The sequence below is a fragment of the Desulfonatronum zhilinae genome (assembly GCF_900182865.1).
Taxonomy (GTDB): domain Bacteria; phylum Desulfobacterota; class Desulfovibrionia; order Desulfovibrionales; family Desulfonatronaceae; genus Desulfonatronum; species Desulfonatronum lacustre.
The window spans coordinates 103,796-123,129 of the sequence record NZ_FXUJ01000011.1 but is presented as its reverse complement, the minus strand read 5'-3'; the positions used below and the strand labels follow the sequence as shown (position 1 = coordinate 123,129).

Here is a 19,334-nt window from a genome sequence, read left to right as displayed (position 1 = left end):
CGATTTGCCCGAGAATCGGGCAGGGAGCATGCCATGCGCGAGGTTGACGTACTGATCATCGGCCAGGGACCGGCGGGATTGTCCGCGGCCATTTACACCGCCAGGGCCGGAATGAAGACAATGGTCCTGGGGTGCACGCCGAAGGTTGCCGGGGATTATGATATCGACAACTATTTCGGTTTTGACGAAACCATTTCCGGCAGGGAACTGATCGAGCGCGGCACGCGGCAGGCGCAACGGTTCGGGACGGAGGTTCTGTGCGACCGTGTCCTTGGTGTTCACCTGGGAGAGCAGGGCCGGTACCATGTCCGGAGCGAACAGGGCGAGTACGAGGCCTGGGCGGTGATTCTCTCCACCGGCGTGGCCAGGGTCCGGCCGGGTATCGAGAATCTGCACGACTATGAAGGCAAGGGCGTTTCCTACTGCGTGAGTTGCGACGGCTTCTTTTTCCGCCAAAAACAGGTCATGGTGCTGGGCGAGGGGAATTTCGCGGCCAATCAGGCTCTGGAGCTGCTGCACTATACGTCCGAGGTCCATGTTTGCACGCAGGGCAAGGCCCTGAACATGGGGGCGGAGTTTCTGGGCAAGCTGCGTGAGGCCGGAATACCGGTCTCGGAACGCAAGATCGCCAGGCTGGAAGGGGAGGACGGTCTGTCCGCCGTGCGGTACGAGGACGGCGGGCATGACGCGGTGGACGGGCTGTTCATCGCCATGGGCCAGGCCGGGACTTCCGATTTCGCCGTCAGCCTGGGGCTGGTGATGCGCAAGCAGTTCATCGAGGTGGATGAACAGCAGCGGACCAATATCCCCGGAATTTTCGCGGCCGGAGACTGCGTCGGGCGATTTTTGCAGATCAGCGTCGCCGTGGGAGAAGGAGCCCTGGCCGCCAGGTCCGCCATTGAACACGTCAAAAAGGTCCGTCCCAAAGAATGATGGATTTGCGCTTGACAGGGCTTCCCGTGACAGGGTAACTATCATCTCTTTTGCAAATTCAAAAGGGCCTATAGCTCAGTTGGTAGAGCCACCGGCTCATAACCGGCAGGTCCCAGGTTCAAGTCCTGGTAGGCCCACCACAAGAGGATTCTGGTGCCTCAGGCGCATACGACATCACCCGCATTGCTGAAATATTGTTCGCCGTTCTTACGAGAGGTGTTTCTTGGAAAAGTTTATCCGGGAAACACCTTTTTTTTGTCGTTTTTTGTAACTATTCAGCATAGAGTAATTCCGTTTCCGGGGTCGGAGTCGGAGTCGGAATCGGGATCGGGATCGGGATCGTAAACGCTGGGATGTGTTCTGATTTCTTCCTGTTCCGATTCCGATTCCGATAGCGACCCCGACTCCGATTGCCGGAGCAAGGGCGGATACAAAATGTGCTGAGTAGATACCGTTTTTTTACGAAAATATGGGCAAACCATGAACAGGGCGAGGTCTGACCATGCACGTCCATGAACTGATTGCCATGATCGAGGCGACCGCGTCGCCACGATGGGCGGCGTCCTGGGACCGCGACGGGGTGCAAGTGGCCGCGGGCAGGAAGCGGGTCGGCAAACTGGCCGTCGGGTTGGATCCCGCCCCCGAGTTGATCGATCAGGCCTTGGCCTGGGGCGCGGACTTCATCCTGGTACACCACCCGTTGGCCTTGAAGCCGGAATTGCCTACCCGGCCAAACGGATACCACCATGTTCTCGGGGCGTTGCTGCGCCATGACTCCTGGCTGTACGCCGCGCACACCAGCCTGGACGTCCAGCCTCGGGGGCCGGTGCGGTGGCTGGCCGAGGAACTGGGATTGCAAAACGTCTCCGTGCTGGAGGAAACAGGACGCCGTGTCGGGCGCTGGTTTCGGATCTTGGGGCCGGAGGCCCGGATTGATCAGGTTGCGCAAGGGCTTGAAGGACGTCCGGGCGTCGAGGTCCATGTCCTTGGTGCGCGGGCTTTGGAAGTTGTGGCTGCTCCAGGGAGCGATTTCGAGGTGTATGGAGCGGTTTCCGGCGCGGAAGATGGCACGCTTCGGGTGGTTTCCCACGAGTTGGACCTGCCGATGGAACCGCTCGGCTTCGGGTTCGTGGGCGATATGCCGGAACCGGCACCTTGGGAAAAGTTTTACGAGGTTTTGAAGCGACTTCTCGGCGGCCCACCGAAGGCGCTGGCCGGGTGTGTTCCTGAGACGGTGAGCAGGGTGGCTTGCTGCCCGGGGTCCGGGGCGTCGCTGCTGGGACGGGTCGGCAAGGTCGGGGCTCAGGTCTACGTGACCGGCGATCTCAAGTACCACGACGCGCAGGCCGCCCGGGAGCTGGGGTATTTGGTGGTGGACGTGGGCCACTTCGTCCTGGAGGAGCGTATGATGCGCGTATTCTCCGAGGAATTGCGGCGCAAGCTGACCCACGGCGCCGTGGAAGTGGCTTTTTTCCCCGGAATCGATTTTTTGTCCTCGCCTTCTTGATATGTTGAAGCCGGGCGAGGACGCGGCCGGGGTATGCGAAACGGGTCGGATAAAGCGGGATATTGATCGGAGTTAAGGAGGGAAAGACATTGAGCCTGTATTTGAAACAGATCGAGCAATTGGTCGCCCTGCAAATGATCGATGACGAGATCATGCAGTTGAACACGTTCTTGAAAAACGCTCCGTTGGAGATGGAACGCATGGAGGCGCGCCTTCTCGAACTCAAGGACACGGTGGCGCACTTGAAGGAAAAAATCGCCATGATCGTCGCACAGCGGGACCAAATGGACGGGGATATCGAGGATTCCGGGCGAAAGATCAAGAAAAGCAAAAACAAGCTGATGATGGTCACCAACTCCAAGGAGCATCAGGCCATGATGCGGGAGATCGACAACCTGGAAAAGACCAATCGCGTCCGGGAAGAAGAAAAAATCTCCCTGCTGGAGGAACTCGCCCGGCAAGAGGAAACCCTGGCTGCGACCCAGGTCGAGTTGACCGCGCTGCAACAGGAAATCACCCAGAAAAAGAAGCAGATCAACCAGAAGCTCCAGTCCGCCAAGACGCGATTGGAAACACTGAAAGGGCTGCGCGGCGAGGCCGAACAGGTGATTCCCAAGCCGATCCTGAGCAGGTACCAGTTCATTCGGGCCCGGCTTTCCCAGCCCGTTGTGGTCTCGGTGGGTGAGGGAATCTGCAAGGGGTGCAACATCAGCATCCCGCCGCAGACCTACAATGTTTTGCAAAAAGGGGAGCAGATCCTGAGCTGTCCCAATTGTCAGCGAATCATCTACTGGTCCGAGCACTTCTCCAAGGACGAAGAGAGTGAGGAGGCTGAAGCGGCGTAGCTTTGACCTGGGAAGGGCGCTGTTCTATATTCATTTTTCGCGGGAGTCGGGCAGGTTGTCGTCCGGGATGCGCTTTGCCTCGGCAAAATGCTTCCCGGGAGGAAAGTCCGGGCTCCACAGGGCGGGACGCTGGATAACGTCCAGCGGGGGCGACCCCGGGAAAGTGCCACAGAAAACAGACCGCCCAGCGTTTACTTTTTCCTTGGTAAGCTTCTCATCCTTAATAAAGAAGAACCAGGACAAAGTGAGCGCTGGGTAAGGGTGAAACGGTGGGGTAAGAGCCCACCAGTTGCCGCGGCGACGCGGCAAGCTCGGCAAACCCCGTTCGGAGCAAGACCAAATAGGAGGACGTTTGAGGCCGGCCCGGTCGAAGTCCTCGGGTAGGTTGCTGGAGGCCGGAAGCAATTCCGGTCCTAGAGGAATGACAACCGCCCCGCGCTTGCTTTACCTTGGCAATCTTCTCATTGCTTGAGGGATGGCCAGGGCAAAGTGAGCGCGGGGAGACAGGACCCGGCTTATCGCCCGACTCCCGCGTTTTCATCAAGTGCTTCCATGACCTCCACTTCTGCTTCATCCATGAAATCCACTTTACGTCGTCCCTGGGCCGTGGTGCTGGCCGCCGGTCAAAGTTCCCGTTTGGAACGGGCCGGGGTGGGAACCAGGAAGCAGTTTCTGCTTTGGCGGGGCGTGCCCCTGTTCTGGCACGGCGTGCGTGTTTTCACGCAAATTCCGGATCTGCGCGGGGTGGTGGTGGTTTTTCCGGCCGAAGAACTGGCCGTGGGAGAAGAATGGGTCCGGCGGCTCGTAGACGCGGACCGGCCGGGGCTTCCCGTGTTGACGGTCCAGGGAGGGGCGTTGCGGCAGGATTCGGTCCGGCTCGGCCTGGCCGAGGTTCCGCGGGAAAGCGAGATCGTGCTGATCCATGACGCGGCCCGGCCCTTTGTCCGTCCGGCCTTGGTCACGGCTTTGGTGGCCGCATTGCGGGAAGAGTCGTCCGACGTCGGCGATGAAGCCGCGGTCGGAGCGATTCCCGGCCTTCCGGTGACCGATACCGTCAAGCAGGTCAGCGGAGGGCGGGTGTCGGCCACCTTGGACCGGGCCACTCTGCGAGCGGTGCAAACCCCCCAGGTCTTTGACCGCGCGGTCCTTGAAGAGGCCCACCGGCGTTGCCAGCAAGAGCAGTGGGAGGTGACGGACGACGCCTCCCTGGTGGAGCGGCTGGGTAAGGTCGTGCGCGTGATTCCCGGAGACCCCGGCAACATCAAGATCACCAACCCGGATGATCTCAACCTGCTCAAGGATCCCGTCGAGATGATCACTCCCATTCCCTGCGTGGGGTTCGGCTACGACGTTCATCGCTTTGGTCCTGGCCGTCCGTTGAAGCTGGGCGGCGTGCCCTTTCCCGGCGCTCCGGAGATTATCGCCCATTCCGACGGCGACGTGCTCCTGCATGCCCTGGCCGACGCCCTGCTGGGCTGTCTGGGCAAGGGCGACATCGGAGAACTCTTTCCGGATTCGGATGCACGGTTCGAGAACATCGACAGCGCCGTGCTGGTGTCCGAAGTTCTGGAATTGTCCCACAGGGAGGGGCTGGTCCTGACCCACGTGGACCTGACCATCGTCGCTCAGATCCCGAAGGTCGCTCCCCGGCGCGAGGAAATCCGGCGCAATGTCGCCAGGCTGCTGGGACTGGACTCCGCCCGGGTCGGGGTCAAGGCCAGCACCGAAGAAGGGCTGGGATTCACCGGCGCGAAGCAGGGCATCAAGGCCATGGCCGTGGTCACTGCCATGCGTCGCCCCGATTCGAAATAATCAACACTGTCGAGACCATGTGAGTCGTTATGCTCCTCTACAACAGTTTGCACGGGAAAAAGGAAGAATTTCAACCGCTGCGGGAAGACCATGTCCGTTTGTACGTCTGCGGGATCACGGCGTACGACTACTGCCACATCGGGCACGCCAGGTCCGCCGTGGTCTTCGACGTTCTGGTTCGGTATCTGCGCTACAAGGGCTGGAAGGTCACCTTTGTCCGCAATTTCACGGACATCGACGACAAGATCATCAACCGGGCCGCGGCCGAGGGCATCGGCTCCTCGGAGGTGGCCGAAAAGTACATTGCCGCGTTCTACGAGGACATGGACCGTCTGGCCATCCTCCGGGCGGACTTCGAGCCGCGGGCCACGGAACATATCCCCGGCATGATCAGCCTTTCCGAATCCCTGATCGCCAAGGGCTATGCCTATGCCACGGATCGGGGCGACGTCTACTTTCGCGTCCGGGCCTTCGAAGGCTACGGTCGCCTGTCCGGACGAAACATCGAGGAACTGCGTTCCGGGGCCCGGGTCGAGCCTGGGGAAAGCAAGGAAGATCCTTTGGATTTCGCCTTGTGGAAATCCGCCAAGCCGGGAGAACCCTCCTGGCCCAGTCCCTGGGGACAGGGGCGTCCTGGCTGGCACCTGGAGTGTTCAGTGATGAGCGAACACCTGCTGGGCCTGCCCCTGGACATCCACGGCGGAGGACAGGATTTGACCTTTCCGCACCACGAAAACGAAATGGCCCAGTCCATGGCCGCCACGGGCGGCGAGTTCGCCCGGTTCTGGGTTCACAACGGCTTCGTGCAGGTGAATTCCGAAAAAATGTCCAAATCCTTGGGCAACTTCGTGACCATCCGGGACATTCTGGCCAAGTTTCAGCCCGAGGTGCTGCGCTTTTTCCTGCTTTCCAAGCATTATCGCAGCCCCCTGGACTTCACGTACGCGTCCATGGAAGAGGCCGAAAAAGCCTTGCACCGCATCTACCAGACCATGGCCCTGCTCCGGGAGCACGCCGGCGGGGCCAAATGGAGCAATGCCGCCCTGACTGCGGAAATGGAGGCCGAACTGACCACCCTGGAAGCCGAGTGGACCCGCTCCATGGAGGACGATCTGAACACTGCCGGGGCCCTGGGCCATGTCTTCGGCGTGGTGCGCATGGCCAACCGCATGTTGGAAAACAAGGGCTTGCGCAAAAGCAGCGGCGGCCGCGACCTGGGAGCGCGAATTCTTCAGGATTTACAAAGCTGGGGTCACGCCACGGGACTGTTCCTGGATGAACCGGGGGAATGGCTGGCCCGGTTGAAGGAGATGCGAATCCAGCGCAAGGAACTGGACGTCGTCCGTGTCGAGGAACTGCTTTCCGCGCGGCAAGAAGCCAGGCTGGCCAAGGACTTTCAGCAGGCCGACGCATTGCGGGGTCAACTGGCAGAAATGGGCGTGGAGGTTCGCGATACGCCCGGGGGGCAGGTCTGGGACGTGATGTAGTTTCCATCCGGGAATGACCCTTTTTCGGAGTTCAATCCATGACGACACATCCACTGCGTATCGCGGCGTATTTTTTTCTGGTGCTTTTGCTTTCCGCTTGCGCACCCAAGTTCCCTCCGCCGGGCGAGGTGTCGGATTTGCGTTTGTTGTCCCAGGCGACGGGGCTGTACGTGCCTCGCTTCGGGGAAACGGAGCACTTGATTTCCGAGCTGGATCAGCAACAACTGGCAAGCGATTTCCTGGCCCGGTATTTCGCGCCCTGGGATGAATGGGACGCTGAAGCAGCCGAGGGGCTGGATCTGTTCTGGGGGCTGCGGCGCTACCAGGACAGGGAGGTGTACGGGGAAAATCTGTTGCCCGTTCCCGGCGGATGGCTGGAGGAGATGAAGCGGCGCAGTTCATCGGAACTCTTCCCTTCGCTGGTGCATCCGGCGGTGACGGTCGGGCCGGTCTCGTTGCGCGTCCTGCCGTCCTTGGGACCGATATTCAATGATCCCACGTCTGCGGGGCAGGGCTTTCCTTTTGACATGCTTCAGAATTCCCTGATTCCGGCGGGGACTCCGGTGCGCGTGGTCCATGCTTCCCCGGACGGCGACTGGTATCTGGTGACGGCGCCGCACGTTGCCGGTTGGGTGCGTCCCTGGGAAGTGGCTTGGGTGGACCATGCCTTCATGGAGACGTTTCGTGGCGCGAAGTTGATCGCCATGACTCGTGATGGGGAGGTGTTGCGCACGCCGCACGGCATGTATGCCCTGCACGGACGGGTGGGCATGCTCTTGCCGCACTCCGACGAGCCAGCACCGGCGGGCATGATCGCGGTGCTCACTCCACAGCGCCGGGCGGACGGCTGGGCCGAGCTACACACCGCGTTCCTTGCGAAACAGGGGGCCGGGCCCTGGCCCTTGCCTCCGACCGTGGAGCGGTATGTCCGTGTGCTGGACGGGCTTTTGGGCCAGCCTTACGGCTGGGGCGGAATGTATGAAAATCGGGATTGTTCGGCCTTGATCCAGGATGTCCAGGCCCTGTTCGGGATCGCCATGCCCAGAAATTCCCGGGCTCAGGCCCAGGCGGGGCGGGTCGTGGATTTGAGTGACCTGGACGCGACGCAAAAGGAGCGGAGCATCCTTGAACACGGCGTCCCGTTGCTGACAATCGTGAACCTGCCCGGTCACGTAATGCTCTACCTCGGCCCGGATCCTGCCTCGGGGCGACCGGTTGTCCTGCATTCCATATGGGGGCTGCGGATCGAGGAACCAAGGGGCCGCGGGCCGCGGGTCAGCACTCCGGGGCGGTGGGTTCTGGGACGTACCGTGATCACCACCCTGACCCCTGGGGCGGAACTCCCTACCTTGATCAAACCCCAGGGGTTGCTGGTGGAACGGGTGACCAGCATGACCATCCTGGGGGAAAGATAATCCGCTCATCGATTGCCGTCGCACCGTCATGACCCATTGCGATGTCGTGGTTCTGGGGGCCGGGGCCTCCGGATTGGTCTGCGCGGCCCAGTGCGCCAAGCGGGGCCGAAGGGTCGTGGTGGTGGACCATGCGGACCGACCGGGGCGCAAGGTGCGCATTTCCGGCGGGGGGCGCTGCAATGTGACCAATCGCCGGGTACGGGCCGAGGACTACGTCTGCGCCAACCGGCACTTCGTGAAGTCCGCGTTGGCTCAGTACCCTCCGGAGCGTTTCCTGGCCTTTCTGGCCGCGCACGGGGTGGAGACGGTGGAGGCCGACCATGGACGGCTGTTCTGCGTGCCCGGCGCGGCGGCCGTTGTCGCCGCCTTGCAGCGCGAGGCCGAGGAGGCCGGGGTCTCCTGGGCCCTGGGCGAACCTATCCGCGAGGTCTCGGCGACGGCCAACGGGTTTCAGGTCCATTTCCGGACACGAGCTTATGTTTCACGTTCACTGGTCGTGGCCACGGGTGGGTCGGCTTGGCCGCGGATCGGAGCCACGGACTTCGGCCTGCGTTTGGCCGAGCAGTTCGGCTTACAGGTCTTTCCGGCGCGTCCAGGCTTGGTTCCCTTGCGGGCCTCGGAGAATCTGGCCGCTTTTTGTCGGGATTTGACCGGGATTTCGCTGCCGGTTCGGGTTATTGTGGAGGGCGCTCGGATTCCCGATGGTATTGAGGACGCCCTCTTGATCACGCACCGGGGAATCTCCGGTCCCGCGACCCTGGACGCTTCGCTGTATTGGCGGCCGGGGCGGCATCTGATTATCGACCTGCTTCCGGAACGGAGGATCGGCGAAGTGCTCGAGCAAGCGCCGCGCCGGGAGGTTCACAACGCCCTGGCAGCGGCCTTGCCGGCCAGATTGGCGGAGCTGTTGTGCAGCTATCACGGCTGGTCCGGCCAAGCGGGGAGTCTGCCTAAAAAGCAGCGTCTTGCCCTGGAGCGGGTGGTTCATGGCTTTGCCTTTCTCCCGTCTGGAACGGAAGGCTTGGACAAAGCCGAGGCGACCTTGGGCGGCGTGGACACGGACGGGGTTTCCTCCAAAACCATGGAAGCCAAGGCCGTGCCCGGACTCTTTTTCACCGGTGAAGTTCTGGACGTGACCGGACGGCTGGGCGGATACAATCTGCAGTGGGCTTGGTCGTCCGGATTCGTGGCCGGACAGAGGGCCTGATCCGACGCGCCGACGACAAGCGGGAAGTCACGGATCAACTCCGGACGCTGCCGGTCTTCAAAAGCCCCTTGGCCATGGATTCCATGGCATGCAGAAAAGAAAAGACCTGCAGCAGCTTGCGCAGGTTGAAGCGCTTCGTCGCCCCGGCGGCACGCAACTCCTCCAGGCGGGCTTCAAAGCTTTCCACCGCCTTCTTCAGATCGTTCAGGACGACTTCCCGTCCCTCGCCTATGGCAACCATGACATCACCGGCGGCCTGGGCCAGGTTTCGGACCTGGGCGGCCATGATGATATCGTAGCCTTCCCCTTCTTCAACATCGTTGAGCACGCGCAGCATGGTCCGCATCTGTTCCACGCAGTTCTCCAGGGCCGTCACGCGGCGGCTGAGCGTGTCCAGGTCCTCGGAAGACACCAGCCGTTCATGGCGTAGCGCCTTGGACAACAGTTCCCTGGCCAGCCGAGACGCGGCGCACAGGTTCGCCAGAAGGCTCGGGTTCACGGTGGTCTGCTTGGAGAGAAACGCCTCCACCAATATCTCGTGGCACCGGGCGGCCTCGGCGAACCGGCTTCGCAATTGTTCACGCAACGTGCTTCCAGCTCGACGAGGCCAGATCAGAACCGTGACCAGAAACGCGCTACCGACCCCGATACCGATTTCCAGGATTCGGTGCAGACCGAACAGGATGCGATGCTCTTCCTCGCTTCCGGCGACCACGATGATTACCACGGTGATCGCGGCCATCATGAAGCGGGGATTGTACCGGGTCATGTAGGCGCAAAAACCCACTGAAAGAAACAGGCCCAAGGCCATGGGCCAACCGGGGCCGGGCAGGGCCAGCAGGGTGAGGATGCCGATGGCCGCGCCCATTATGGTTCCGGTCAGGCGATACCAGCACATCCGCAACGAATCAGCCACGTTGATCTGCATGACGATCACCGCGGAGAGCACGCCCCAGAAGCCGTATTCCAAACGGAAAGCATGGACCACGGCATACGCTAAAACCGCCGCCAAGCCGGTTTTCAGTCCGTGACGCAGATGTTCGGGGGAATAGTCCAGGCGGTTGAACGGGTGAAACAACAGCGAAGTCCTCCATGGGGGGCAGTTGCCGTGGTTGTGCGCCGTCGGGCCGGAAAAGGCAAGTTCAAGGCCGGGTAAATCAATCCAGATGGTCAAAAATCAGCAGAGAGTTATACAATTTTTAAAAAAATATGCGAAGCCGCGAAGTATTCGGTTTGGGGTTGACGGAAACATGGCCATCCGGCATAGCGTTCCGTAAGATTTTGGTGTGGTTACCCGGAGGTTACCCGTGGGCCGTTGAAATACTCGGAGCCCGGGAATTTGTTCAACCCTTTCACCTTATTGGAGAAGGTATGCCTGATACCCTCCTGTTTATCCTGGTAGTGGTCCCATTCATTGCCGCTCTGGGGCTCTACGCGCTGCGGAACGATTCCCTGCGCATGGTTATGGTTTTGGCTGCCGCGGTTCTCTTGACGGGTTCCTCGTTGGCCTTGTTTTCCCATGAAACCGTCGCCTTTTCGACGACGCTGCTGGGCCTCAACCCGCAGCCGTTGATCGTGCTTCTGGATTTCGTGGTGCTGTTCATCATCTTAGCGGTAGGTCTCAGCGCGAAACATCGGCTGATCATCTACCTTGCCGGAGCACAGATCGTGCTTCTGGCCGTCTTCAAACTGGTTTCCCCGGCCGAGGCCACCGGACAAGCCATGTTCCTCGTCGATCCCCTGGCCAAGCTGATGGTTTTCGTGGTCAGCGTCGTTGGTTCGGTCATCGTCATTCACGCTCTGCCCTACATGAAGAATCATGAGGAACACCTGCACCTGACCACTTCACGTCAGCCGCAGTTTTTCGCCGTCATGGTTCTGTTTCTCGGGGCGATGAACGGATTGGTTCTGACCAACGATCTTGGAAATTTCTACTTTTTCTTCGAGGTCACGACGCTTTGCTCGTTCCTGCTGATTCGGCACGACCTCACCGATGAAGCCAAGGCCAACTCCCTCCGGGCGTTGTGGATCAACAGCCTTGGCGGTTTGGCGCTGCTGATCGGCCTGCTCTGGATCTCCCTGGATCTGGGTACGGTCAACATTCAGCAGATCCTGGCCATGACCCCCGAAGCCGCTTTCCTGCTGCTGCCCATCGGTCTGCTGTGCTTCGCCGGATTGACCAAGGCCGCCCAGCTTCCGTTCCAGAGCTGGCTGCTCGGCGCCATGGTCGCTCCCACCCCGACTTCGGCCTTGTTGCACTCCGCGACCATGGTCAAGGCCGGCGTGTACCTGTTCCTGCGCTTTTCACCGGCCTATTCTGGGACGTTCTTTTCCACCACCGTGGCTCTGGTTGGCGCCTTCACCTTCCTGGCTGCCGCGGCCTTGGCCATCAGCCAGTCCAACGGCAAGAAAATCCTGGCCTACTCAACAGTGAGCAACCTGGGATTGATCATCGCCTGCGCTGGCGTGGGCACCCCGGCGGCCATCGCCGCGGGGATGTTCCTGATCATGTTTCACGCCGTGACCAAGGCCTTGCTCTTTCTGTGCGTGGGGACCATCGAACAGCGCATCGCCAGTCGCGATATCGAGGACATGCGCGGGCTGTACGCCGTCATGCCGGTGACCGCGCTCATCGCAGTGCTGGGCGCGCTGACCATGATCCTGCCGCCCTTCGGCATGCTCCTGGGCAAGTGGATGGCCATCGAGGCCTCGGCCCACAACATCGTTTTGGTGATCATCCTGGCCCTGGGCAGCGCCGTGACCGTGCTCTACTGGGCGCGCTGGGCCGGTCTGTTCATGACCTATCCCTTCAAGGGACGGATCTACGCAGAGTCGCAGCCCGCGATGACGCGGCTGCCGCTGTTCGGACTCATCCTCGGCGCGTTGCTGCTTTCCTTCTACGCCCCGGCAATCTACAACTCCCTGATCTATCCGGCTATTTCCATCCTTCCGCTGGCCATGCCGGAAGCGGTACCCGGGACCTCCTGGGGCATTCTGGTCATGGAACGCGGCTCCTTCCCGGTCATTCCGTTGTTTTTTGTCGCGGCCCTGGGATTGTTCGCGGCCATCTACTTTTACAAGGTCGCCGGCAAGGTCAAGCCCACCGGTCCGTATCTGTCCGGCGCCCAATCCCCGGATAACGAGAACGAGTATATCGGTCCCTTGCGCCAATCCATCTTACCGTCAACATCCAACTACTACCTGGAGAAGATTTTCGGCGAAAGCACCATCAACCGCTGGGTGAACACCGCGGCCTTGGTGCTGATTCTCCTGATGCTCGGAGGGGGTCTCTAACATGACAAGCGCTCAAGTTTTTCTGGCATTGATCGCGGGACTTTTCCTGGCGCCCCTGGCCGTCGGCGTGCTTACCGGCGTGGACAGAAGGGTCACGGCTCGGTTGCAGTCTCGAATTGGACCTCCCATTTTGCAGCCCTTTTACGACATCGCGAAACTGCTGGGCAAGGAGCCCATGCTCGCCAACCATTGGCTGGCCTTCTGCTCCCTGCTGTATCTGGCCGGAGCCGTGACGTCCGTGATTTTGTTCTTCCTGCAGGCGGACTTGTTGCTGATCTTCTTCGTCCAGGCCGTGGGGTCGGTCTTTCTGGTGATCGGCGCGATGACCGTTCCATCGCCGTACAGCCAGATCGGCGCACACCGGGAATTGCTCCAGATCATCGCGTATGAGCCGTTGTTGATCCTGGTCATCGTCGGCATTTTCCTGACCACCGGCAGTTTCAAGATCGAGGCCGTGTACGCCATGGAGCAGCCGTTGCTGTTCAAATTGCCCCTGCTGTTCCTCGTGCTGGGCATCGCGTTGACCATTAAACTGCGTAAATCCCCCTTCGACATTTCCGCGTCGCACCATGCGCACCAGGAAATCGTCCGAGGCGTGTACACCGAATATTCAGGTCCGTATCTGGCCATCGTGGAGATCGCCCACTGGTTCGAGATCGTCCTGATCCTCGGCCTGCTTTCCCTGTTTTGGTCCACCAGCGTCGTCGGCTTGGTGCTGCTCCTGGGTATCACCTATTTCGTGGAAATCCTGGTCGACAATACCACTTCCCGGATGACATGGCGTTGGATGCTCGGGACCGCCTGGATAACAGGCATTATGTTTTCCCTGATTAACCTGCTTTGGCTGTATTACGGGTAGATACTATGAACTTCATATCCAATTTTATCCAATCATCTCGGATCAAGTCCCCCTGGGTCATGCACTTCGACTGCGGAAGCTGCAACGGGTGCGACATTGAGACGCTGGCTGTGCTCACTCCCGTCTATGACGTGGAGCGTTTCGGAATCATCAATATCGGCAACCCCAAGCACGCGGACGTGTTGCTGGTTACCGGCACGGTGAATCACCGCAACAAGAAGGTGCTCAAGAACCTCTACGATCAAATGCCGAAACCCCGGGCCGTCATCGCCATTGGGGCCTGCGGTCTGACCGGCGGGGTGATGCGTGAAGCGCCGAACGTCGTCGGCGGCGTGGATAAGGTCATTCCGGTGGATGTCTATGTCCCAGGCTGTCCGGCCAAACCTGAAGCGATCATTGACGGCGTGGTCAAGGCGCTGGAATTGTTCGCCGCCAAGTCGTAAGGAGTTGGAATATGGCTGAAACTCAAACCAAAGACAAAGAAAAAATCGTCGCCGTCCTCCCGGCAACCGATATTGCCGGCGACGCCCTCAAAGCCGAGGTGCTCAAGCTGAAGGCTGACGGATATCGTTTCGTGACCATGACCTGCGTCGACCTGGATGCGGATAATGTCGACCTGATCTACGCTTTTGACCGCGACCTGGAGATGGTGCACTATCGTCTCAAACAGCCCAAGGCTCAGCCCGCGCTGTCCATTTCCGATATTCTGTTCGCGGCCTTTCTCGTGGAAAACGAAATCCAGGACCAGTTCGGCATCTGCTTTGAAGGACTGGTGCTGAATTTTGAAAACTATCTGTACCTGGAGAAAGAAGTCGCTCGAACCCCCTTCTGCAAATACAGCGTGATTCGTAAAGAATCGGAAGCCCAGTAATCATCCTTATCGCTGGTAATTACCTTAGGAGACTTTATGGCCAAGACCATTATCCCTTTTGGTCCGCAACACCCCGTCCTCCCGGAACCCATCCATCTGTCCCTGACAGTGGAGGACGAGATCGTGACCCAGGCCGTGCCGGCCTTGGGCTACGTACATCGCGGGCTGGAAAAGCTTTGTGATATCCGGGACTACCACCACATGATCCAGGTCGTGGAGCGTGTGTGTGGAATTTGCTCGAAAATTCATGCCATGTGCTACTGCCAGTGCCTGGAAGAGATGATGAAGATCGAGGTTCCACCCAGAGCCAAGTATCTGCGCGTGATCTGGTCGGAACTGCACCGTGTTCACTCTCATCTGTTGTGGCTGGGTCTTTTCGCGGACGCCTTCGGCTTCGAGGCGCTGTTCTATCAGCTCTGGAAGATCCGCGAGCGGGTCATGGACATCAACGAGGCCACCACCGGCAACCGGGTCATCGTGGCTGTGAACGTGATGGGTGGGGTCAGGAACGATCTTTCCCCGGAACAGATTCGCTGGATTCTTTCCGAGCTGGAACTCGTGGAAAGCGAACTCAAGGCCTTGGAATCCACGATTCTCGACGACTATACGGTCAAAGCCAGAACCGTGGGCATAGGGGTCCTGACCAAGGAACAGGCCTACGAATTGGGCGCCGCCGGACCGACTCTGCGCGGCAGCGGCGTTGCCCAGGATATGCGACAGTTGAAGTTCGCGGCGTTCGGCGACCTGGAATTCGAGCCCATTGTCGAGTACGAGGGCGACAGCTATGCCCGTGGCAAGGTTCGCTATCGGGAAACTCATCAGTCCATCGACCTCGTCCGACAGGCTTTGCACAAGCTCCCCGAGGGCCCCATCAACGTCAAGGTCAAAGGCAATCCTGAAGGCGAAGGCACGGCACGGGTCGAACAGCCGCGGGGCGAGCTGTACTACTACATCAAGGCCAATGGAACGAAATACCTGGAACGTCTGCGTATCCGCACCCCCACATTCGCCAATATTCCGCCCCTGGCCGCCATGTTGCCGGGGATCGAACTGGCGGACGTGCCGGTCGTCGTTCTCTCCATTGACCCCTGCATCAGTTGCACGGAACGCTAGGAGACGAGTCATGTTCAAAGTCACACCAATGACAGGCAATGTCCTGAAAAACCTGTTCACCAAGAAATCCACCCGGCCTTACCCTTTTGAGGTCCGGGAGCCCTTTGAAAATAACCGGGGCGAGTTGTACATCGATATCGACAACTGCATATTTTGCTCCACATGCGCCAGGAAGTGCCCTTCCCAGTGCATCACCGTGGACAAGGAAAAAGGAATCTGGCGCTGCGATGCCTTCGCCTGCGTCTATTGCGGCACTTGCGTGGACAATTGTCCCACCAAATGTCTGCACCACAAACGTACGTGGCGTCCCGTCTCCACGACCAAAGTGATCATCGAAGAGCAAGGCACCCCGCCCAAGCCGAAGAAGAAGGCTGCCAAGAAGGAAGAAGCGGCGGAATAAACATCAACTTGAATGGTTCGAGGCGTTCTTGCGGGAACATCTCGACAACTGAAAAAATGGAAGGGCATGGTCGATTCGGCCATGCCCTTCCATTTTTTTGCGCTCTTTACTGCTTTTTCACAAGAGCGCTTTCTTTACGAATCCGCTGGAAATGCATAGAGTATTTTTTTACCCACCTCTCTTTCCGGGATGAAGGGCAATCTCATGGATACGGCACAATATTTGTTGGCCGCCAACGCGGCGGTCTGGATCGGCCTGGGGGGCTACATTTTTTTTCTAGCCCGTCGCCAGGCCATGATGGAGCAACGATTACAACATTTGGAGGCTCTGGATAATGAGCAGCACGACACTCGGTCCGCATGATCAGGGACGCCGTCTGGTCGTGGCGGTCATCGCCCTTGGTCTGGTTTTGATTTTTGTCGGATCGATCATCTACCGCCTGCAGAATCCGGGTTTGACCATGCAGGCCAGGCCATCGGAAACGTCCATGGCCATGAACGAGATATCCGAACTAATGGCCCGGCTGGACAGTGAGCCGAATCATCTGCCCACGTTGATGGCCCTTGGCGACCAATTCATGCGCATGGGATCCTGGGAACGGGCGGCGGTTTTCTGGAAGCGCTCCATCGCCCTGGATCCGTCCTTGGACAGAGCCTTGAACGGTTTGGGCGTGGCCCACTACAATATGGAGCAGTACGTCGAATCCGCGGAGCAGTTCGAACGGATCGTGGAAATCAAGCCCGATAATCATCGGGCGCACTTCAATCTGGGTATGCTTTACAAGCATTATCTGGAAGAACCGGAGCTGGCCCGGGTACATTTTGAGCGGGTCCTGGAACTGGAACCGGATGATGTCGAGCTGATGGAGCGCATCCGGGACGAGTTGGCGAACATGACTCCCGGTGTTCCTGAGAGCGAGTAGCCGGGCTGAATTTCCGGAACGCGCTCACATCCGCGATCATAAGAAAGCGCCGGCTCTCATGTCATCATGAGAGCCGGCGCTTTTTTTCCTATCGCTCTTGACGGCTGGTCTTCACACGGACCTTGTCTCCTCGTCTCCACCTTGGAGGACGTAAATTTCCAACTCCTCGTCCATCCCCGGTAACGGCCGCGTCCCGACCGAAGTCAGTCCATGGCCTTTGTCATGGTTGAGCGTGAAGTCAGCGCTCGCGGCGATCCGGACGTCCAGGGGCCTGGTCAGACGCTCGATCCTGCTGGCCACGTTCACGGCATGGCCCATGACCGTGTATTCCATGCGCTCCGGGCTGCCGATGTTCCCGGCCAGAACCGGGCCGGAATGCAGGCCGATGGAGTTTCGCAGGCGCAGTTCCGGACCCAGCCGCAATTGCTCGTTCAACTCGTCGCACCGGGCGACCATGGCTTTGGCCGCGCTCAGGGCCACGCGCTGTTCCTGTTCCAGAGGAACGGGATGTCCGAAAACCGCCAGGACCATGTCCCCGACGAACTTGTCCACAATGCCGCCGTGACGCTGAATCACCTCGACCATGGCCGTGAGGTAGTCGTTGAGAAGACCCACCAGCAATTTGGGAGGCAGTTTCTGACACAGCCGGGAAAAACCGCGCAGGTCGCATACCAACAGCGTGGCGTTGTGCATTTCGCCGCCCAGTTCAAGGCGGTTTTTCAGCAGGTGATCCATCGCCTCGGTTCCGAGAATTTTACCCAGGCTGTTTTTCATCAGAGCCTTTTCGCGCAATTCCGTGACCATGGCGTTGTAGCTCCGCGCTGAAGCGACGATTTCTCTCGGCCCCGACTCCTCCAGGCGTTGGGAATAGTCACCTTCGCCGACTTTGCCCAAGGCCTGTTGCAGCTTGCCCAACGGACGAAAAATGCTGCGACTGAAGTACCAACTCATGCCCATGGCCACAACCAAAGCGATGAAGAGTGAAATCAAACCGGCTTGGCGGATGGCCGCCAATTTTCCTTCCACGGTTGCCACGGTCATGTCGATGCCGATCAGGGCCACGGGCCGTCCGGCGGAGTCGTGAATCGGGGCGTAACCGGACATGGACGCGCCCCATTGATCGTAATGCGGACGTTCATCGCTGGAAGGCCGTACAAATCCCTGCAATAACTCCATCGGCGGATCGGGATACAAGGTCCCGATGGGTTCCGGAAGTTCATCCTCGCTGATGATTCCGTCACCGTCGTCGTCATGGGCCGGTGAATCCACGATGAATCGCACCTGACCGTTCTCCAGGCGCATGGTGTAGGCGAAAAGGTATTCCTGGCTGGTCTGGGCAATGATGCCCATTAGTTCCTGGATTTCCAGGTACTCCGGCGAGGTCGTCTGGTCCGGTTCGGTCAGCTCCCGCAAAATGTCGCCATCCACGAGCATGGCGGAAATTTTGGCCGTGGCCTTGAGTTGGTCGCGGATGGAATCCAGCATGGCGGCCCTGGCCTGGTAGTAGAAGTAGGAGCCCGTGGCGCCGGAAGCCATGACGGCGATGAACAGGATGCCGAGGAAGAGTTTGACGCTCAGTCGCATGAGGTGGAAGTCTCCCGTGACGTGAAGGTGCGTGACGTGGCGAAACGGATACCCGCTGAATTGATCATGGCGGATTTGCCGCCCGGGAATTGGAGGGTTGCTTCTTTTCGGCGATTTTTCCAGGCTTGGTCCAGGCGCAAAAGGGAGTCGTGCAGGGCTTGGCCTGGCCCGAGGTCGTCGATAACGGCTTTGTAGAGGCGCAGTCGCAGTCCTGGATGCAGGGTGTGCAAAAGAGTGGATTCCAGGAAGTGTCCGGATTTCTCAACCTGTTGGACCAGAGGCGTGATCAGCGACGCAAAGAGGTCGTTGTCCAGCTCACCTTGCCGGTGCAGGCGGATAATGCCGGCCAGAAATCGAGGGTTCTCCCGGATCAGCAGGGGCATTACATCCTTACGAACGCGGTTGCGGGCGTGGTTTGGATCCGCGTTGCTGGCGTCTTCGGACCAAGACACTTCGATATCGCTCAAAAAATTCCGGAGATCCTGCTTGGGGGTGTGAAGCAGGGGGCGCAAGAGCAGGCGTGTCGGGTCCCAGCACGGCATTCCGGCCAGTCCCGGCCATCCCGTTCCGCGGATCAAGCGCATCAGCACGTCCTCGGCCAGGTCGTCGGCATGGTGGGCGGTGAGCAGCATGTCAGCGTTGAGTTGCCGCCGTACCCCGAAGAGAAAGCGATAGCGCAGGGTGCGTCCGGCTTCCTCCAGGCCGGTTCCGCTCATCCGGGCGTACCGGGCAACATTGCTGTGCCCTACCGTGGCCTGGACCCCGAGACGTCGGCAGAGCTCCGCGACATGGCTCGCCTCCTGGACGGATTCCTGGCGCAGCCCATGGTCCAGGTGGGCGACGCTGATCGTGATTCCCAGGCGAGGGGCCAGGCAATGCAGGATCAACAGCAGGGCCGTTGAGTCGCTCCCGGCGGAGCAGGCCAGCAACAAGCGGCGTTGGCGGAAGGGAAGGCCGAGGTCGTGGAGGAGAAATCGCTCGATGCCCAGACAGAACCGCGCCCAGATGGGAGGCAGGTCCTGGATGGTGGTGGGCGGAGCGGAAGAGGGCATGCTGTATCTGAAGAAATCGTACGGTTGCGCTTT

18 protein-coding genes, 1 tRNA gene and 1 other RNA gene are annotated in these 19,334 nt (G+C 59.7%); 17 read left to right on the top strand and 3 right to left on the bottom strand.

Annotated features, from left to right (window positions below; translation table 11 throughout):
• Positions 1 to 33: 33 nt before the first annotated feature.
• The 9 genes from AC559A_RS10605 to AC559A_RS10565 all read left to right on the top strand — a co-directional run bounded on the left by AC559A_RS10605 (position 34) and on the right by AC559A_RS10565 (position 9,206).
• On the top strand, positions 34 to 933 hold the full coding sequence (locus AC559A_RS10605; protein ID WP_498817898.1) for an NAD(P)/FAD-dependent oxidoreductase: 900 nt from the start codon (positions 34 to 36) through the stop codon (positions 931 to 933).
• Between the two features lie 64 nt (positions 934 to 997).
• A tRNA-Ile gene (locus AC559A_RS10600) sits at positions 998 to 1,073 on the top strand.
• A 362-nt stretch (positions 1,074 to 1,435) separates the two neighbouring features.
• Complete coding sequence (locus AC559A_RS10595; protein ID WP_498817897.1) at positions 1,436 to 2,440, top strand: Nif3-like dinuclear metal center hexameric protein; 1,005 nt, start codon at positions 1,436 to 1,438, stop codon at positions 2,438 to 2,440.
• A gap of 89 nt (positions 2,441 to 2,529) precedes the next feature.
• Positions 2,530 to 3,285 (top strand): zinc ribbon domain-containing protein, encoded by a 756-nt coding sequence (locus AC559A_RS10590; protein ID WP_498817896.1) that lies wholly within the window; start codon positions 2,530 to 2,532, stop codon positions 3,283 to 3,285.
• Between the two features lie 42 nt (positions 3,286 to 3,327).
• An RNA gene (rnpB, locus tag AC559A_RS10585) (RNase P RNA component class A) lies at positions 3,328 to 3,819 on the top strand.
• Positions 3,820 to 3,861: 42 nt separating this feature from the next.
• Positions 3,862 to 5,097 (top strand): 2-C-methyl-D-erythritol 4-phosphate cytidylyltransferase, encoded by a 1,236-nt coding sequence (gene ispD, locus AC559A_RS10580; RefSeq protein ID WP_498817895.1) that lies wholly within the window; start codon positions 3,862 to 3,864, stop codon positions 5,095 to 5,097.
• Between the two features lie 29 nt (positions 5,098 to 5,126).
• Positions 5,127 to 6,584 (top strand): cysteine--tRNA ligase, encoded by a 1,458-nt coding sequence (cysS, locus tag AC559A_RS10575; protein WP_498817894.1) that lies wholly within the window; start codon positions 5,127 to 5,129, stop codon positions 6,582 to 6,584.
• Between the two features lie 38 nt (positions 6,585 to 6,622).
• Entirely contained in the window at positions 6,623 to 7,999 is a 1,377-nt protein-coding gene (locus AC559A_RS10570; protein ID WP_498817893.1) for an SH3 domain-containing protein, read from the top strand.
• A gap of 28 nt (positions 8,000 to 8,027) precedes the next feature.
• Positions 8,028 to 9,206: a BaiN/RdsA family NAD(P)/FAD-dependent oxidoreductase gene (locus tag AC559A_RS10565; protein ID WP_498817892.1), complete on the top strand. Its 1,179-nt coding sequence runs from the start codon at positions 8,028 to 8,030 to the stop codon at positions 9,204 to 9,206.
• 34 nt (positions 9,207 to 9,240) lie between these two features.
• On the opposite strand, the gene AC559A_RS10560 is transcribed toward AC559A_RS10565, so the two are convergent.
• On the bottom strand, positions 9,241 to 10,284 hold the full coding sequence (locus AC559A_RS10560; RefSeq protein ID WP_498817891.1) for an FUSC family protein: 1,044 nt from the start codon (positions 10,282 to 10,284) through the stop codon (positions 9,241 to 9,243).
• A gap of 293 nt (positions 10,285 to 10,577) precedes the next feature.
• Between AC559A_RS10560 and AC559A_RS10555 the strand changes: the two genes are divergently transcribed.
• The 8 genes from AC559A_RS10555 to AC559A_RS10520 all read left to right on the top strand — a co-directional run bounded on the left by AC559A_RS10555 (position 10,578) and on the right by AC559A_RS10520 (position 16,665).
• A complete protein-coding gene (locus AC559A_RS10555) occupies positions 10,578 to 12,500 on the top strand; it encodes an NADH-quinone oxidoreductase subunit 5 family protein (protein WP_498817890.1) in 1,923 nt (640 codons plus the stop codon).
• A 1-nt stretch (position 12,501) separates the two neighbouring features.
• Positions 12,502 to 13,359 carry a respiratory chain complex I subunit 1 family protein gene (locus tag AC559A_RS10550; RefSeq protein ID WP_028572007.1) on the top strand — a complete coding sequence of 286 codons (858 nt, stop codon included), beginning with the start codon at positions 12,502 to 12,504 and terminating at the stop codon, positions 13,357 to 13,359.
• 5 nt (positions 13,360 to 13,364) lie between these two features.
• Entirely contained in the window at positions 13,365 to 13,802 is a 438-nt protein-coding gene (locus AC559A_RS10545) for an NADH-quinone oxidoreductase subunit B family protein (RefSeq protein ID WP_028572006.1), read from the top strand.
• Between the two features lie 11 nt (positions 13,803 to 13,813).
• Positions 13,814 to 14,230 (top strand): NADH-quinone oxidoreductase subunit C, encoded by a 417-nt coding sequence (locus AC559A_RS10540; RefSeq protein WP_498817889.1) that lies wholly within the window; start codon positions 13,814 to 13,816, stop codon positions 14,228 to 14,230.
• 36 nt (positions 14,231 to 14,266) lie between these two features.
• A complete protein-coding gene (locus AC559A_RS10535) occupies positions 14,267 to 15,343 on the top strand; it encodes a hydrogenase large subunit (RefSeq protein ID WP_028572004.1) in 1,077 nt (358 codons plus the stop codon).
• A 10-nt stretch (positions 15,344 to 15,353) separates the two neighbouring features.
• Positions 15,354 to 15,743 carry a 4Fe-4S dicluster domain-containing protein gene (locus AC559A_RS10530; RefSeq protein ID WP_028572003.1) on the top strand — a complete coding sequence of 130 codons (390 nt, stop codon included), beginning with the start codon at positions 15,354 to 15,356 and terminating at the stop codon, positions 15,741 to 15,743.
• A 204-nt stretch (positions 15,744 to 15,947) separates the two neighbouring features.
• Positions 15,948 to 16,106, top strand: coding sequence for a CcmD family protein (locus tag AC559A_RS10525; RefSeq protein ID WP_084032199.1), 159 nt, complete (start codon positions 15,948 to 15,950; stop codon positions 16,104 to 16,106).
• Positions 16,078 to 16,665 carry a tetratricopeptide repeat protein gene (locus AC559A_RS10520; RefSeq protein ID WP_498817888.1) on the top strand — a complete coding sequence of 196 codons (588 nt, stop codon included), beginning with the start codon at positions 16,078 to 16,080 and terminating at the stop codon, positions 16,663 to 16,665. Before AC559A_RS10525 ends, AC559A_RS10520 begins: the two co-directional genes overlap by 29 nt.
• A gap of 111 nt (positions 16,666 to 16,776) precedes the next feature.
• On the opposite strand, the gene AC559A_RS10515 is transcribed toward AC559A_RS10520, so the two are convergent.
• Positions 16,777 to 18,249 (bottom strand): adenylate/guanylate cyclase domain-containing protein, encoded by a 1,473-nt coding sequence (locus AC559A_RS10515; RefSeq protein ID WP_028572001.1) that lies wholly within the window; start codon positions 18,247 to 18,249, stop codon positions 16,777 to 16,779.
• On the bottom strand, positions 18,240 to 19,301 hold the full coding sequence (gene tilS, locus AC559A_RS10510) for a tRNA lysidine(34) synthetase TilS (RefSeq protein ID WP_498817887.1): 1,062 nt from the start codon (positions 19,299 to 19,301) through the stop codon (positions 18,240 to 18,242). The genes AC559A_RS10515 and tilS overlap by 10 nt, the downstream gene beginning before the upstream one ends.
• Between the last annotated feature and the right edge of the window lie 33 nt (positions 19,302 to 19,334).